The 14,577-nt window shown below is 65.2% G+C and carries 16 protein-coding genes; 9 read left to right on the plus strand and 7 right to left on the minus strand.

What is annotated here, in order from left to right:
- Positions 1–78: 78 nt before the first annotated feature.
- On the minus strand, positions 79–1,134 hold the full coding sequence (gene hisC, locus ACFODV_RS11815) for a histidinol-phosphate transaminase (RefSeq protein ID WP_379759549.1): 1,056 nt from the start codon (positions 1,132–1,134) through the stop codon (positions 79–81).
- A 125-nt stretch (positions 1,135–1,259) separates the two neighbouring features.
- Between hisC and ACFODV_RS11820 the strand changes: the two genes are divergently transcribed.
- From ACFODV_RS11820 to mnmH, 5 genes are all read left to right on the plus strand, one after another.
- Positions 1,260–2,156, plus strand: coding sequence for an AEC family transporter (locus ACFODV_RS11820; protein ID WP_379759552.1), 897 nt, complete (start codon positions 1,260–1,262; stop codon positions 2,154–2,156).
- 109 nt (positions 2,157–2,265) lie between these two features.
- On the plus strand, positions 2,266–2,715 hold the full coding sequence (locus tag ACFODV_RS11825) for a copper resistance protein NlpE N-terminal domain-containing protein (RefSeq protein WP_379759555.1): 450 nt from the start codon (positions 2,266–2,268) through the stop codon (positions 2,713–2,715).
- 78 nt (positions 2,716–2,793) lie between these two features.
- Positions 2,794–4,176, plus strand: a complete 1,383-nt coding sequence (gene radA / locus ACFODV_RS11830; RefSeq protein ID WP_379759559.1) for a DNA repair protein RadA — start codon at positions 2,794–2,796, stop codon at positions 4,174–4,176.
- Between the two features lie 64 nt (positions 4,177–4,240).
- The gene (gene selD / locus ACFODV_RS11835; protein ID WP_379759562.1) at positions 4,241–5,278 is read left to right on the plus strand and encodes a selenide, water dikinase SelD; all 1,038 of its coding nucleotides are present in this window, start codon (positions 4,241–4,243) and stop codon (positions 5,276–5,278) included.
- Positions 5,275–6,408, plus strand: a complete 1,134-nt coding sequence (mnmH, locus tag ACFODV_RS11840; protein WP_379759565.1) for a tRNA 2-selenouridine(34) synthase MnmH — start codon at positions 5,275–5,277, stop codon at positions 6,406–6,408. Before selD ends, mnmH begins: the two co-directional genes overlap by 4 nt.
- 3 nt (positions 6,409–6,411) lie before the next feature.
- Here mnmH and ACFODV_RS11845 read toward each other — a convergent pair whose 3' ends face one another.
- The gene (locus tag ACFODV_RS11845; RefSeq protein ID WP_379759568.1) at positions 6,412–7,107 is read right to left on the minus strand and encodes a type 1 glutamine amidotransferase; all 696 of its coding nucleotides are present in this window, start codon (positions 7,105–7,107) and stop codon (positions 6,412–6,414) included.
- Positions 7,108–7,157: 50 nt separating this feature from the next.
- Here ACFODV_RS11845 and ACFODV_RS11850 point away from each other — a divergent pair, with 50 nt between their 5' ends.
- Positions 7,158–7,451 (plus strand): MGMT family protein, encoded by a 294-nt coding sequence (locus tag ACFODV_RS11850; RefSeq protein ID WP_379759571.1) that lies wholly within the window; start codon positions 7,158–7,160, stop codon positions 7,449–7,451.
- Positions 7,452–7,476: 25 nt separating this feature from the next.
- Positions 7,477–8,070, plus strand: a complete 594-nt coding sequence (locus tag ACFODV_RS11855) for a YjaG family protein (protein WP_379759574.1) — start codon at positions 7,477–7,479, stop codon at positions 8,068–8,070.
- Here ACFODV_RS11855 and ACFODV_RS11860 read toward each other — a convergent pair.
- The 5 genes from ACFODV_RS11860 to hisB form a co-directional block, all read right to left on the minus strand.
- Positions 8,067–8,591, minus strand: a complete 525-nt coding sequence (locus ACFODV_RS11860; protein ID WP_379759577.1) for a hypothetical protein — start codon at positions 8,589–8,591, stop codon at positions 8,067–8,069. The genes ACFODV_RS11855 and ACFODV_RS11860 overlap by 4 nt on opposite strands.
- A gap of 20 nt (positions 8,592–8,611) precedes the next feature.
- Entirely contained in the window at positions 8,612–9,385 is a 774-nt protein-coding gene (gene hisF / locus ACFODV_RS11865; RefSeq protein ID WP_379759580.1) for an imidazole glycerol phosphate synthase subunit HisF, read from the minus strand.
- A gap of 14 nt (positions 9,386–9,399) precedes the next feature.
- Entirely contained in the window at positions 9,400–10,161 is a 762-nt protein-coding gene (hisA, locus tag ACFODV_RS11870; protein WP_379759583.1) for a 1-(5-phosphoribosyl)-5-[(5-phosphoribosylamino)methylideneamino]imidazole-4-carboxamide isomerase, read from the minus strand.
- 108 nt (positions 10,162–10,269) lie between these two features.
- Positions 10,270–10,911: an imidazole glycerol phosphate synthase subunit HisH gene (hisH, locus tag ACFODV_RS11875; RefSeq protein WP_379759586.1), complete on the minus strand. Its 642-nt coding sequence runs from the start codon at positions 10,909–10,911 to the stop codon at positions 10,270–10,272.
- A 31-nt stretch (positions 10,912–10,942) separates the two neighbouring features.
- Positions 10,943–11,536 (minus strand): imidazoleglycerol-phosphate dehydratase HisB, encoded by a 594-nt coding sequence (hisB, locus tag ACFODV_RS11880; RefSeq protein ID WP_379759589.1) that lies wholly within the window; start codon positions 11,534–11,536, stop codon positions 10,943–10,945.
- A gap of 194 nt (positions 11,537–11,730) precedes the next feature.
- Between hisB and ACFODV_RS11885 the strand changes: the two genes are divergently transcribed.
- Positions 11,731–12,177 (plus strand): acetyl-CoA sensor PanZ family protein, encoded by a 447-nt coding sequence (locus ACFODV_RS11885; RefSeq protein WP_379759592.1) that lies wholly within the window; start codon positions 11,731–11,733, stop codon positions 12,175–12,177.
- Positions 12,177–14,531 (plus strand): AsmA family protein, encoded by a 2,355-nt coding sequence (locus ACFODV_RS11890; protein WP_379759595.1) that lies wholly within the window; start codon positions 12,177–12,179, stop codon positions 14,529–14,531. Before ACFODV_RS11885 ends, ACFODV_RS11890 begins: the two co-directional genes overlap by 1 nt.
- Positions 14,532–14,577: the final 46 nt, after the last annotated feature.

Genomic DNA, 14,577 nt, shown 5'->3' on the forward strand with positions numbered 1-14,577 from the left:
TAGGCCGGGGGGGGGGGTAATGTTTCAGCCGGTAACGCCAGCCCTGCGGGCTGGCGTTACGATAGCGGGGAGAGACAATCAGCCGCAGAGAGTTTCGAGGGTCTCTATCAGGCTCTCCATCTCATCATCGGTGCCGATGGTGATGCGCAGAAAGTCTCGCAGCGCCTCAGTGTTGAAGTGGCGAACCAGGATGCCGCGTTCACGAAGGCCGGCAAACAGCTGAGCGGCGTCATGCTCTGGGTGAGTGACCAGCACGAAGTTGGCCTGGGATGGTAGCACGTGAAAACCGAGCTTCTCCATTCGAGTGCGAGTACGCTCCCGGGTAGTGATTACCTTTTCGCGGCAGGCCTCGAAGTGTTCATTATCCTCTAGGGCAGCGATAGCCAGGGCGCTGGCGAGGCTGTCGACAGGGTAGGAGTTGAAGGAGTCCTTTACCCGAGTCAGTCCCTCGATCAGCTCTCTGGAGCCTACCGCATAGCCCAGTCGCAAGCCGGCCAGGCTGCGTGATTTTGAGAAGGTGCCTGTCACCACCAGATTGGGATGGCTTACCACCAAAGGAATGGCACTTTCACCTCCGAAGTCAACGTAGGCCTCGTCTACCAGAACTACGGAATCTGTCACTCGCTTTAGCAGTTCGGCAATCGCCTTGCGGCCGTGGCCGTGGCCAGTAGGGGCGTTGGGGTTGGCGAAGATGGTTCCGCCGCTGTCGGTGGCGAAGGCAGCCAGATCTACCTCATGGTTGGCCGTCAGCGGCAGCGCGCGCCGCTCGATGCCATACAGCCGACAGTAGACCGGATAGAAGCTGTAGGTAGTCTCCGGCATTTCCAGGGGGCGTTGCTGACAAAAGAAGGCTTGGAAGGCCAGAGCCAGCACCTCGTCTGAGCCGTTGCCGACGAAGACCTGTTCGACCTCGACCCCGAACTCGCGGGCCAGCGCTTGGCGCAGGGCGCCGGATTCCGGGTCGGGATAGAGTCTGAGGTGATCGGTGGAGTAGTTGCGCAGCACGGCACCCACGCCCGGGGCCGGCGGATAGGGGTTCTCGTTGGTGTTCAGCTTGATCAGGCGTTCGCGGGGCTGCTCGCCGGGGGTATAAGGCGTCAGCTCGCGCACCCTGGGACTCCAGAACTTGCTCATGGTGGCTCGCTTGTTGGCAAGAATAGGGGACTCAGCTAATGGTGACCTGCCAGAAGCGGCCGCGCAAGCCGAGGCCGTGCTAGTCTGGAGCCACTTTTGTAGATTCGAATGCAATGGGATCCTTCATGACCGCTCAGATCCTTGCCACCCTGCTGCCAGTGTTCCTGATCGCCGGCTGTGGCACCCTCTATGGACGCTTTCGCACACCGGACATTCGCAGCATCAACACACTCAACATGGAGCTGTTCGTTCCCATGCTGGTGTTTGTGGTGCTGGCCGACGGGCAAGCGCCGCTAGAGGAATACGTCGGGTTGGCGATTGGCGGCGCGGTGATCGTGGTGGGCTCCGGGGTGCTGCTATGGCCTCTAGTAAAGTGGTTGAAGCTTAACCCCAAGACCTTTTTGCCGCCGATGATGTTCAACAACTCCGGCAATATGGGCATCCCATTGCTGCTGCTGGCCTTCGGTGAGGCGGCGCTACCTGCGGCGGTGGTGCTGTTCATCGTCGAAATGCTGCTGCATTTCTCGCTAGGTCTCTGGATGCTCAGTCCTGGGACACCGCTTTGGCGGATTCTGCGCATGCCCATCGTGCTGGCGAGCATCGCCGGGCTTGCCGTCAACCTGACCGGTGTGGCCCTCCCCGGCTGGCTTCTCGAGGCGCTTCACATGCTGGGCGGTGTCTGTATCCCTCTGCTGCTTTTTGCCCTGGGCGTGCGGATGCTAGATATCGATTTCGGGGACTGGAAGACCGGCATGCTGGGCGCGCTACTCTGTCCGCTGTCGGGGCTGGTACTGGCATTGCCCCTTATCTGGCTGCTGGGGCTCTCCGGCCTGCAGGCCGCGGCGCTATGGGTGTTCGCCGCGCTGCCCCCGGCGGTGCTCAACTACCTGGTAGCCGAGCAGTATCGCCAGGAGCCCCACAAGGTGGCCTCGCTGGTGTTGATCGGCAACCTGGGTGCGCTGGTGGTGATGCCGGTGGTGCTGGCCCTTGTGTTCGGGCATGTCTACCCTGGCGTGGGCTGAGGCAAGCAGGATGGTGTGGCAGACTGTCCGCCAGTGTCGTGAGAGGTTATGCTGTCAGTCAGGCCGCCATGATTGACGGTGTCACTGCCTACTGCTCAGGAGGACAGATATGCACATCAGGACCTTGCTTGCAGGATCGGCCATGCTTGCGCTGCTTGCCGGCTGCGCCGCCGGTCCGACTGCAGGCCCCGAAGCTCCCGCCACGCAGATTGACGAAGAGCGCTATCAGGGCACTCTGCCGTGCCGCAACTGCGACGGCATCGATCTCGATGTCGTTCTGATGGGCGACGAGCAGAGCCAACCCCAGGAGCGGACCTTTACCCTCCAGGCCACCTATCGCGCGCATCCCCAGAACCCGCCCGACGAGAACTATGCAGGCAACTGGGAAGTGCTGAACGGCACCGACAAAGAGCCGGATGCCACTGTCTACGAGCTGACCCCGGACGGCGAAGGCCAGATCTACTACTTCCTGCGCCTCGACGAGGGCACTCTGGAGCTGATCGACCCCGAGCAGCGTCGCTTCCAGAACAGCGAAATGTTGCAGCTGCAGCGTCGGTAATCGCCAGCACTTGGTTTGTTTGTGGGGGGCGGCCGCTGGGCCGCCCTCTGCGTTTGATCCCCAAAGAGGCAAGGAGCCATGGCCAAGGCAAAGAGCGCCTTCGTCTGCACCGAGTGCGGTGCCGAATTCAGCAAGTGGCAGGGGCAGTGCACAAGCTGCCAGGAATGGAACACTCTGAGCGAGGTGCGTCTGGCCCCGACGCGACCCGGCGCCAGCGGCTCGAGCGGAGGCGCCACCGGCCGCAGCGGCTATGCGGGCGCCCTGAGTCGAGAAGTGGTGGATCTGGCCAACGTGGATCTGTCCGAGGTGCCACGGTTTTCCTCCACCTTCGGCGAATTCGATCGAGTGCTCGGCGGCGGGCTGGTGCCGGGCTCGGCGGTACTGCTGGGCGGTAACCCCGGCGCGGGCAAATCGACTCTGCTGCTGCAGACCGCCTGCAAGCTGGCCCAGTCGCGCCGCGTGCTCTACGTCACCGGCGAGGAGTCGCTCTCCCAGGTGGCGATGCGCGCCCATCGCCTGCAGCTGCCGGTTCAGGGCCTGAAGATGCTGGCCGAGACCAGCGTGGAGACGATCCTCGCCGTGGCAGAGCGTGAGCGCCCCGGTGTTCTGATCATCGATTCCATCCAGACCATGCATCTGGAGGATATCGCCTCGGCCCCGGGCGGGGTGGCTCAGGTGCGCGAGTCCGCCGCTGCGCTGACCCGCTTCGCCAAACACTCAAATACTGTGCTGCTGCTGGTCGGCCATGTCACCAAGGATGGTTCTCTGGCGGGCCCCAAGGTGCTCGAGCACATGATCGACGCCTCCCTGCTGCTGGAAGGTGGCGCCGATTCCCGCTTCCGAACCCTGCGCGGTCAGAAGAACCGTTTCGGCGCGGTCAACGAGCTGGGTGTGTTCGCCATGCTCGAGCACGGACTGAAAGAGGTGAAAAATCCCAGCGCCATCTTCCTCTCACGCACTCAAGAGGAGGCGCCGGGCAGCCTGGTGATGGTGGTCTGGGAGGGCACGCGACCGATTCTGGTCGAGGTGCAGGCGCTGCTGGACGACTCGCCGCTGGGCAATCCCCGCCGGGTTGCCGTGGGCCTGGACCCCAACCGACTGTCCATGCTGCTGGCCGTGCTGCACCGCCACGGTGGGCTGTTTACCGGGGACCAGGACGTCTTTCTCAACGTGGTAGGTGGTGTGAAGGTGCTGGAGACCAGCGCGGATCTCGCCGTGCTGCTGGCCGTGGTCTCCAGCCTGCAGAGCCGGCCGCTCCCCAGGGAGCTGGTGGTGTTCGGCGAGGTTGGGCTCTCCGGAGAGATCCGCCCGGTACCCAGCGGGCAAGAGCGTATCGTCGAGGCCGCCAAGCACGGCTTCACCCGCGCCATCGTGCCGCGCGGCAACGCGCCCAAGCAGTCACCACCGGGCATGGAGGTGGTCGCCGTGGACAAGCTCGCCGAGGCACTGGAGGCGCTGTGATCCGTGGCCGAAGCTCCGCCGTGCATACTGTAGAATGTCGCTAACCAACGCCAAGGAGAACACGATGAGCGCCATCCGCCTGACCCAGTACAGCCACGGCGCGGGCTGTGGCTGCAAGATCGCCCCCGACGTGCTGGACAGCATTCTGGCCAAGGCCGGGACGGGGGCTCACAACTCGCGGCTGATCGTCGGCAATCAGGGGCGCGAAGATGCCGCCGTCTACGATCTGGGTGACGGCCGCGGCATGATTGCCACCACCGACTTCTTCATGCCCATCGTCGATGACCCCTTCGATTTCGGACGCATCGCCGCCACCAATGCCATCAGCGACGTCTTCGCTATGGGCGGCACCCCAGTGCTGGCCTTGGGCATTCTGGGCTGGCCGCTGGACACACTGCCCGCCGAGGTGGCTGGCGACGTGCTGTCCGGCGCACAGGCAGTCTGCCGCGAATTGGGTCTGGCACTTGCTGGAGGCCACTCCATCGACGCGCCTGAGCCGATCTTCGGCCTGGCGGTGAACGGCCTGGTGGACCTCGAGCACCTGAAACTCAACAAGGGCGCAAAGCCCGGCGACCTGCTGTTCCTCACCAAGCCGCTGGGGGTGGGCATGCTCACCACCGCGGAGAAAAAAGGGCTGCTCGAAGCCGGCCACCAGGGCTTGGCCCGGGAGACCATGCTCAAGTCCAACCGGATCGGCGTGGCGCTGGCCAAGGTGAAGGGCGTCAACGCCATGACCGACGTTACCGGCTTCGGCCTGGCCGGGCATCTCAGCGAGGTGTGTGCCGCCAGCGGCGTGGCCGCTCGGCTGGACTTTCGCCGCCTGCCGAGACTCGCCGAGGCTGAGGCCTATCGCCGCCGGGGAGCGGTGCCCGGCGGTACCCTGCGCAATCGCCAGGCCCTTGGCGCGAGCCTGCCGGAGATGGATGAGGCCCACTGGCAGTGGCTCTGCGATCCACAGACCTCCGGCGGCCTACTGCTTTCTGTAGACCCCGCCTGGGAGGATGACGTGGAGCGCATCGGCCGTGAACACGGCGTTACGCTGACTCCCTTCGGCGAGATGGTCAAGGCCGCGGGCCCTGCGCTGATCGAGGTGCGCGGATGAGTGAGCTGCCGCTGGTCGAGCCTGATCTCGCGCTGCTGCGCGAGAAGCGGGTGCTGATCGACGTGCGCGCTCCGGTGGAATTCGCCCAGGGGGCGTTGCCCGGGGCGGTAAATCTGCCGCTGATGGATGACGAGGAGCGTCGCCGGGTTGGCATCGAGTACAAGGAGCGCGGCCAGCAGGCGGCCATCGAGCTCGGCCAGCGCCTGGTCAGCGCTGACGTCAAGGCGGCTCGCGTCAGCGCCTGGATGCAGGTCCTGGAGAGGCATCCCGATGCCATTATCTACTGCTTCCGTGGCGGGCTGCGCTCACAGGTCGCTCAGCAGTGGATCGCCGAAGCCGGTGCGACTCGGCCGCGGATCCGCGGCGGCTGGAAGGCAATGCGCCAGGCGCTCTGCTCACGCATCGATGCTGCCGCCGAACAGCCTTTGCTGGTGGTGGGCGGGTTGACCGGCTGCGCCAAAACCTCGCTGATCCTGGCCCTCGACAACGGCCTCGACCTGGAGGGCTGCGCCCGCCATAAGGGGTCAGCCTTCGGGCGCCACCCGCTGCCGGCGCCTAGCCAGATCGACTTCGAGCATGCCGTGGGCCTGCGCCTGCTGGACCTGCCCGGCCGCCCCTTCGTCGTGGAAGACGAGTCGCGGCATATTGGGGCCGCCAACGTGCCCTTGACCCTCTGGCAAGCCATGGAGAAGGCACCGCGGCTGCGGGTAGAGATGCCCCTCGACTGGCGCCTCAACCAGATTCACAAGGACTACATCGATGATCTCTGGGAGGTCTACCGGCATCATTGCGGCGAGTGGCTGGGCTGGGCGCTGATGAAAAAGCACTTAGCCGGCTCGCTGGCGAGGCTGCGTAAGCGCCTTGGCCGCGCTCGGCTCGATCGGTTGCAGCGGCTGCAGGCACTGGCCTTCCGTGAGCATGCCCGGGGTAACCGCCAGGCACACGAGGCTTGGCTAGCGCCGCTGCTCACCGAGTACTATGACCCCATGTATCGTTATCAGCTGGAGAAGCACCCCGAGCAGCGTTTCCTGCACGTAGGCGACTGGCATAGCTGCCTGGAGGCGGCGCGGACCTGGTCAGCCGAGCAGGCTATGCCCAGCCAGGCCCCCAGCGTTGAGTCGGTTCGTTAATGCTCAGCCCGCCGGCGAGCGCAGCCACTGGCTGAGTAGCCGGTCTAGCAGCGGCGCCAGATGGATGAAGCGCTGTGGGTCGGCGAACATGGCCTCGCTGGATTGGATATGAGGGCTCCGTTCGCTGCCATCGAGCAGCGGTTCGTTGGCGAGCAGTGCCTCCACGCTCTCTCGTGTGGCCTCCAGGTGACAGAGCAGACCCACGACTCGGCGGGCGTCCCAGCTGAAGCCTTGCAGCGGGCTTGCCTCGCTGCTGCCCAGGGGCAGGGCGTCTTCGGGCAACGCGAACACCTCGCGGTGCCACATGAAGGCATTGAACTGCTCGGGGAGATCCAGCGGGCTCTCCGGTGCCAGAACAACGCGATGCCAGCCAGTTTCTGCTTGGGTGCCGCGGGATACCACGGCACCCAGTTCCTCGGCGATCAGTCGCGCGCCAAAGCCGATGCCCAGCAGCGGCTTGTGGCTGTCCAGGGCGCGGGCAATGAGCTTGCGTTCGCGCTTCAGCCAGGGTTGTGCGGTGTCATCGAGGGGGCCAACAGGGCCATCGAGTACCACCAGGGCATCGCAGTCGGTTAACCGCGGCGGGGTCTCGCCTGCGTCCAGGTGGAACACCGTATGGCTGTGCCCCATGCTGGACAGCCAATCGGCAAGCCGTGCCGGGCCCTGATGGGGGCTGTGCTGGAGGAGGTGAAGGTGCATGGGGAACCTCGCCATCAAGGAATTGCGGCCAAACAGGGGGCGCAGGGTACATGAAGTCGGCGCTGCGTGAACAGATACTGACGATCTTGGCGGCCATTCCGTCTGGCCGTGTCACGACTTACGGGCGTATCGCCGCCATGACCGAGGGCGGAACGCCAAGGCTGGTGGCCCGCGCTCTGCGCGACCTGCCCAAGGGCCACGGCCTACCGTGGTTTCGCGTCATCACCGCTTCCCGGAAGCTGGCGGATCACCCCGGTGCCGCGGAGCAGCGCGACCGGCTCGCCGCCGAGGGAGTGATGCTGGACGCCCGCGGCCGAGCCCCGACCGAGCGTCTCTGGCCGTGAGACACTGATATTTCAAGGAGAGTCCATGAGCGGTTTCTACCAGCGCCTGCAAGAGCTCGAACCGCGCTCTCAGCAGGCCTTCATGGCGGCGCTCTGCGAGCGCCTGCTGCCCAACTATGGGTTCTATTGCCAGGCGCTCGACGCTCGGACCCCCGGCCAGGGTAACCCGCAGGCATTGCGTGCCATCCTCGATCTGGTGTGGGAGCGCCTGGCGGTGAGGGATGCAAAGATCGACTTTGCCCTGCAGGCGGAGAAGCTCGCCGCGCTAGCGCCACCGGCAGAGGACGACAGCTTCGGCGCCCGCCGTGCCTCCGAGGCGCTGGCGGCCCTTTCGGCGCTGCTCGATACCCTGCAGGGTGAGTCGCCGGAAGCGGTGCTGGAGGTCAGCAAGGCGTCCCGCGGTGGCGTGCGGGCCTTCATCGAGTTGACCGAAGGGGAAGAGGACGGCGAGCGCCTGGCCGCACTGGTGCGCGACCATCCGCTGATGGCGGACGAGAACGACTTCCAGGATGCCGTGCTCGAGGCCGTCGAGGGGCCGTTGAGTCGCGACCAACTCAAGGCACTGCGCAGGCTAGGGCGCAATGAGGGTGTCAGCAACCTGGGGCTTTCGCTCGACTAAAAGCGCACCCCGAAGGTAACCATCATGCCGGCGGTGCCGAACACAATCAGGTCGGCCTCCAGGCGTTTCCAGCTTGCTCCCAGGGTGGGCAGGATGGCCGGCGCGATCTCGTAGCGGTTGAAGGGGATCTTGTCGCGATACTCGCCGCGGTAGCCGTGCAGGGCGCCGGCGGTCAGCTTGGCGCGGATGCGGGTATCGCCGGACTCCCACATCGGCAGCTCGCGCCCCACGTAGAGGTAGTGGGAGTCCTGGCCGAAGGAGTTCTTGAAGCGGGCAAACCCTGTGAACCAGAGATCGGGATTGTGCAGTTCGATGGCGACCAGCTGCTGGTTGTCAGTATGGTCAGGGTCGGGGCTGAAGTGGTCGGTGTAGAGGCTGGCCTGCACCAGCACATGGTCGATCTCCAGCTGCGGTGGCCAGTCGAGGTGCTCTCGCCATCCGCTTACCTCCTCCGCCCAGGCGGAGGAGATGAGCAGAGGGAGGCTCAACAGCAGGGCGATCAGTCGATTACGCAGCGTCATCCCGTTTCCTTCGTTGGCTCTCAGAGCCGCATCTCGATCCCGCGCTCGGCCATGTAGCGCTTGGCTTCGGGAATGGTGTACTCACCGAAGTGGAAAATACTGGCGGCCAGCACCGCATCGGCACCGCCCTCGAGAACGCCATCTACCAGGTGGTCGAGGTTGCCGACTCCGCCGGAGGCGATTACCGGCACGCTCACCGCGTCTGCGATGGCGCGAGTCACGCCCAGATCGAAGCCGATCTTGGTGCCGTCGCGATCCATGCTGGTGAGCAGCAGCTCGCCGGCACCGTATTCAACCATCTTCTTTGCCCACTCCACGGCGTCGAGCCCGGTGGGGCGTCGCCCGCCGTGGGTGAAGATCTCCCAGCGCGGCGCCTCGCCCTCGGTGGAGACCTTCTTGGCGTCGATGGCCACCACGATGCATTGGCTGCCGAAGCGCTCGGAAGCCTCTCGCACGAACTCGGGGTTGGTCACCGCGGCGGTGTTGATCGAGACCTTGTCGGCGCCGGCGTTGAGCATGGTGCGGATGTCATCGCAGGTGCGGATGCCGCCACCTACGGTCAGCGGAATGAACACCTCACCGGCAATGCGCTCGACCATTTCCACCGTGGTGTCGCGATCCTCGTGGCTTGCCGTGATGTCGAGGAAGGTGATCTCGTCGGCGCCCTGCTGGTTGTAACGCTGGGCGATCTCCACCGGGTCGCCGGCGTCGCGGATACCGATGAAATTGACGCCCTTGACCACGCGTCCGGCGTCGACGTCCAGGCAGGGGATGATGCGCTTGGCCAGTCCCATGTTCAGCTCCTGGCTCACTTGAGCCCTGTGGTCTTGAGTGAATCGGTGAGTTCATCGCACAGCCGCTGGCTCTCGGCCACGTCCAGGCTGCCTTCGTAGATGGCGCGGCCGGTGATGGCGCCCAGTATGCCCGGCTCTCCAGCGGCCACCAGAGCGCGCAGGTCGTTCAGGTCGGTAACCCCGCCGGAGGCGATGACCGGAAGACCGCCCTCGCGGGCGAGTTGAGCGGTGGCCTCGACGTTGACGCCGTTCATCATGCCATCGCGGGCGATATCGGTGTAGACGATGCTCGAGACACCGTCGTCGGCGAAGCGCCTGGCCAGGTCCACGGCCTTCACCTGGGAGACTTCGGCCCAGCCGTCGGTGGCCACGAAGCCGTCGCGAGCATCAAGGCCGACGATCACGTGACCCGGGAAGGCGCGGCACATCTCGCCGACGAAGGCGGGTTCCTTGACCGCCTTGGTGCCGATGATCACATAGGACACCCCCGCGGCCAGGTAGTGCTCGATGGTCTCGGCCGAGCGGATGCCGCCGCCGATCTGGATCGGTAGTTCGGGCCAGCGGCGAGCGATGGCGGTCACGGCCTCGCCGTTGACCGGCTTGCCCTCGAAGGCGCCGTTGAGGTCCACCAGGTGCAGACGGCGGGCACCCGCCTTGACCCAGCGCTCGGCCATGGCCACCGGGTCATCACCGTAGGTGGTGGCGTCGTCCATGCGCCCCTGCTTCAGACGCACGCACTTGCCGTCCTTGAGATCGATGGCGGGAATCACCAGCATGTCCAGCTCCTGTTGGGTGCCGCTGAGGGCCCCGGTTGAAAGTCGTCGGCGGTGTTCCGCCCGGTTCCCGAGCGGTTTCGGCGCGAGTGGCGGAGGCCCGAGCGCGTTTCAGGGCGACCAGCTAACAAAGTTCTCGAGTAGCCGCAGGCCGGACCGGGAGCTCTTCTCCGGGTGGAACTGTACGGCGAAGGTGGCGTCGCGGCCAATGGCCACATGGGCCTGGATGCGGCCGTAGTCGGTGGTGCCGAATACCGTGGCATCGTCGGCGGCTTCCACGTAGAAGCTGTGAACGAAGTAGAAGTGCTCGTCCTGGTCGATGCCCTCCCACAGGGGATGCTCACGCTGCTGGCGAACCAGATTCCAGCCCATGTGCGGCACCTTGAGGCGCTGGCCTCGGTCGTCGCGCATGTCGCCGGGAAAGCGCTTGACCCGGCCGCCGATGAAGCCCAGGCAGTCGATGCCCCCGTTCTCCTCGCTGTGATCGAGCAGCATCTGCTGGCCCACGCAGATGCCCAGCAGCGGCTTCTCCTGGCTGGCCAGCAGCTCTTCCACCAAGCCGCGTAGATCAGTCTTTTCCAGCTCTCCCACGCAGTCGCGGATGGCGCCCTGGCCGGGCAGCACCAGTCGGGTGGCGCCGAGGATACGACGCGGGTCGCGAGTGATCACCACGTTCTCGTGGGTGACGTGCTCCAGTGCCTTGGCGACGGAATGCAGGTTGCCCATCCCGTAGTCGATGACGGCAATGGTCATGGGGCGCTCCTCGTGTGGTCTTGGGGCGGCCTCACAGGCAGCCCTTGGTAGACGGCATCTGGCCGGCCATGCGGGGGTCGGGCTCCACGGCCATGCGCAGCGCGCGGCCGAAAGCCTTGAAGATGGTTTCCGCCTGGTGATGGGCGTTGAAACCCTTCAGATTGTCGACGTGCAGGGTCACCATGCCGTGGTTGGCGAAGCCCTGAAAGAACTCCCAGAACAGCTGGGTGTCCAGGCGGCCGATGGCAGCACGGGTGAACTCCACGTCCATGAACAGACCCGGGCGACCGGAAAAATCTACCACGACCCGGGAGAGCGCCTCATCCAGGGGAACATAGGCGTGACCGTAGCGGCGGATGCCGCGCTTGTCGCCGACGGCTCTGGCGAAGGCCTGACCCAGGGTGATGCCCAGGTCCTCGACGGTATGGTGGTCGTCGATATGCAGGTCGCCAACTGCCTTGATCTCAAGGTCGATCAACCCGTGGCGAGCCACCTGGTCGAGCATATGGTCGAGGAAGGGCACGCCGGTCTCGCAGGCCAGCTTGCCGGTGCCGTCGAGGTTGACGGTGACGGTGATCTGGGTCTCCTGGGTGTCACGGCTGACCGTGGCGATACGCTCGGACATCGATGCATCTCCAGCGCCTGGGCGCATGTCGGAAGCGGCCACTGGCGGGCAGCGACCTGAAAGAACAAGCTGACGGCGGGCCATGCCCGCGGTCGGAAGTCTGCCATTATAGAGAATCGGTGACCCCATCCGCTACAATGCACCCCACTGCGCGGCGGCGACCCCTCGCCGCCCCGGCCCAGGGAGATCCATCTATGCCGGTGACACTCCATTCCGTCGACCGCGCCGCCTGGGAAGCGGATGCCCAGGCGCAACTCGACCTCGCCCGTATCTATTCCGATGCGCCGTCCGAGCGCCTGCCCGCAACTGTGGGTACTTTTATTCAAAGCCATCTGGGCGATGGCCATCGTTTTCTCTGTGCCCGTTTCAACGACCGCCTGATAGGCGCGGTGGCGCAGCGTGACGATGGCTCGGCCTGGTGGCTATCGCACTTCTGCGTGCGCAAGCCGACCCGACGCCGCGGCGTCGGTACTCGGCTGCTGACCCTGGTGGGGCACGCAGCCCAGGCCGAGAGCAGGGCTCTGCGCGCAGAACTTTCCCAACTGCAACTGGCCGATCAGGTCCTGCTGACGAGGCTGGGCTACCGGCTGGAGCAGCATAGCGGCTTCTACGAGTTGATGATGCAAGAAAGGAGTCAGTGATGCGGCGCTTACTGAGTATTCTTCTTGCCGCGGTAGGCATCGTTGCCGTGCTGGCCGTGGCAGCCGTGGTCTATGTCACCACTTTCTTTGATCCCGAGGATCTCAAGCCGCGGCTGATCGAAGTGGTTCGCGAGCAGAGCGGCCTGGAACTCGCCCTGGAGGGACCCTTGACCTGGTCCTTCTATCCGCGTCTCGGGGTGGGAGTGGAGAAGGCTGATGCCTGGTTGCCGGAGCAATCGGTGAGCGAGGATGAGTCCTTTGTGGCCTTCAGGCGGGCCGAGGTAAGCCTGGCCTTTGCCCCCCTGCTGCGCGGCGAGATTGCCATCGACGGCATGACCCTGGAGGGCATGCGTCTCAACCTGGAGCGAGACGAGGCGGGTCGAGGCAACTGGGAAACGCTTATGGAGCGTCTGGCCGAGCGTAGCGAGGCCGCCGAAGAGGTGCTGGCGCCGGCGAATGCCTCCGCCGGCCCGGTACCGGATGGCCAGGGTGGCCTGGCCGTGGCACTCAATGTTGCCAGTGTGCAGGTGCGCGATGGCGAGGTGCGCTATCGTGATCTGAGGACCGGGCATGAGCTGCGGCTGGAATCGCTCGGCATCACCGGCAGCAATGTCAACCCGCGCAGTGCCTTCCCGATTCGCACCACCTTCCGCCTGATTGGCCACGATGACCTGGTTTTGGAGAGCCGCGAGGACATCCCGAGGCTGACCAGCGATGTCTCCCTGGAGGCTCGCGTCACCCTGGGGCTGTCGGAGCGCCGCTACCTGCTGGAGAACCTTTCATTGAGTACCACCAGCCGACTGGCGGGCATTGAAGGCGAGCAGAAATTGGCCCTGCAGGGCAGCCAGCTGCGCCTCGACTCCGTCGAGCGCCGGCTGCGCCTTGAGGAGGGCCGCCTGGAGGCTACCCTTAACCATCCCGTTTTGGGCACGTCACCGCTGCCGTTCTCACTGATGTTCGCTCTGGAGGCCGACCTCGTCGAAGAGACCGCCAGGCTGCGCGACCTGGAGCTGAGCAGTGAGCATGGCCTTACGCTGAATGGCAACCTCAACGTCGCTGGCCTGCTGGGGGCCGTGGCCTATGATGGCCAGCTGCGCCTTGCCCCCACGACTCTGCGCCCATGGCTTGAGCGTTTCGACAGCCTGCCGGTCATGGCAGATGCCGAGTCCCTTGCCGATGTTGCGCTGACCAGTCCGCTGCGAGGTGACCTGTCCCGATTTGAGCTGAATGGCTTAACGCTGGTGCTGGATGACAGCACCTTTACCGGACGGCTCGCGGCGGGCCTCGATGGGCAGATGCTCGACTTTGAATTGCAGGGCGATCGTCTGGACCTTGATGCCTACCTGCCGCCTTCGGTGCCTGAAGGCGGCAGCGCCGCGGCTTCCGGTATCCCGGGGATCTCCCGGTCCTATGCCGACCTGGTCGGCACCCTGGTGCCGGAGGAGTGGCTCGCCGAACTGGCGCTGGATGGCCAACTGCGCCTCGGCTGGCTGGGCCTGGCTGGACTGGCGTTCCGCGACGTTGATCTGGCCCTTCAGGGTGCCGATGGTCGGCAGCGTTTGACTCGATTTACCTCCGGCTTCTACGAGGGTAGCCTGGCCGCCGATGGTGAACTGGACCTGACGCGCGACCCGATACACTGGCAGCTGCTACCCCGCATCGAGCGCGTGCGAACCGACGAGCTGTTTGCAGCGCTGAGTGACGAGGAGGCTCCGCTGCGCGGCCGCCTCTCCGCCGAAGGTGAGCTGACCACCCGGGGCAACACGTCGCCTGCGCTCAAACGGAACCTGGACGGTAATATCATCGCCCGCATCGACGACGGCGCCATCCTCGATGTCAACGTTTCCCGGGAGCTTTGCACCGCCGTTGCCGCCATAGAGGGTCGCGAGACCAGCCGGGACTGGCATCCGGACACGCGTTTCGAGCGCGTCGAGGCCAGCTTCGTGATTCGCGACGGCACCCTCACCAGTGACGACTTGCTTGTGGCCATTCCAGGCATCGAACTGGGCGGTGAGGGTTGGCTTGATCTCATCAGCGAGCGCTTCGAGCTGCGCGCCGCGGCGCGGGTGGTCGATACCGCCGATGCCGCCTGCCGGGTTAACCCCCGCCTGGAGCGGGTGCCTTTTCCGGTGCGCTGCGAGGGAAGCCTCTCGGGCGACAGCGCTGACTGGTGCCGCTTCGATCAGCAGGCCTTCCAGTCCGCCATCGGCGAGGTACTGCGGGATGAACTGGGTCGCCGCGCCGGGGAGGAAGTGGAGCGCCGTCTGGAGGGGGCCCTGGAGGGGCTCAACGAGCAGCTAGGCGAAGGCGCGGGCAGGGAACTTCGTGACACGCTGCGTAGTCTGTTTGATTGAGCAAAGTCAGTCCCTGCGCCGACATCCATGTCGGCGCTTTTTTTGG

The organism is Halomonas tibetensis (assembly GCF_042643535.1).
GTDB lineage: Bacteria > Pseudomonadota > Gammaproteobacteria > Pseudomonadales > Halomonadaceae > Halomonas > Halomonas tibetensis.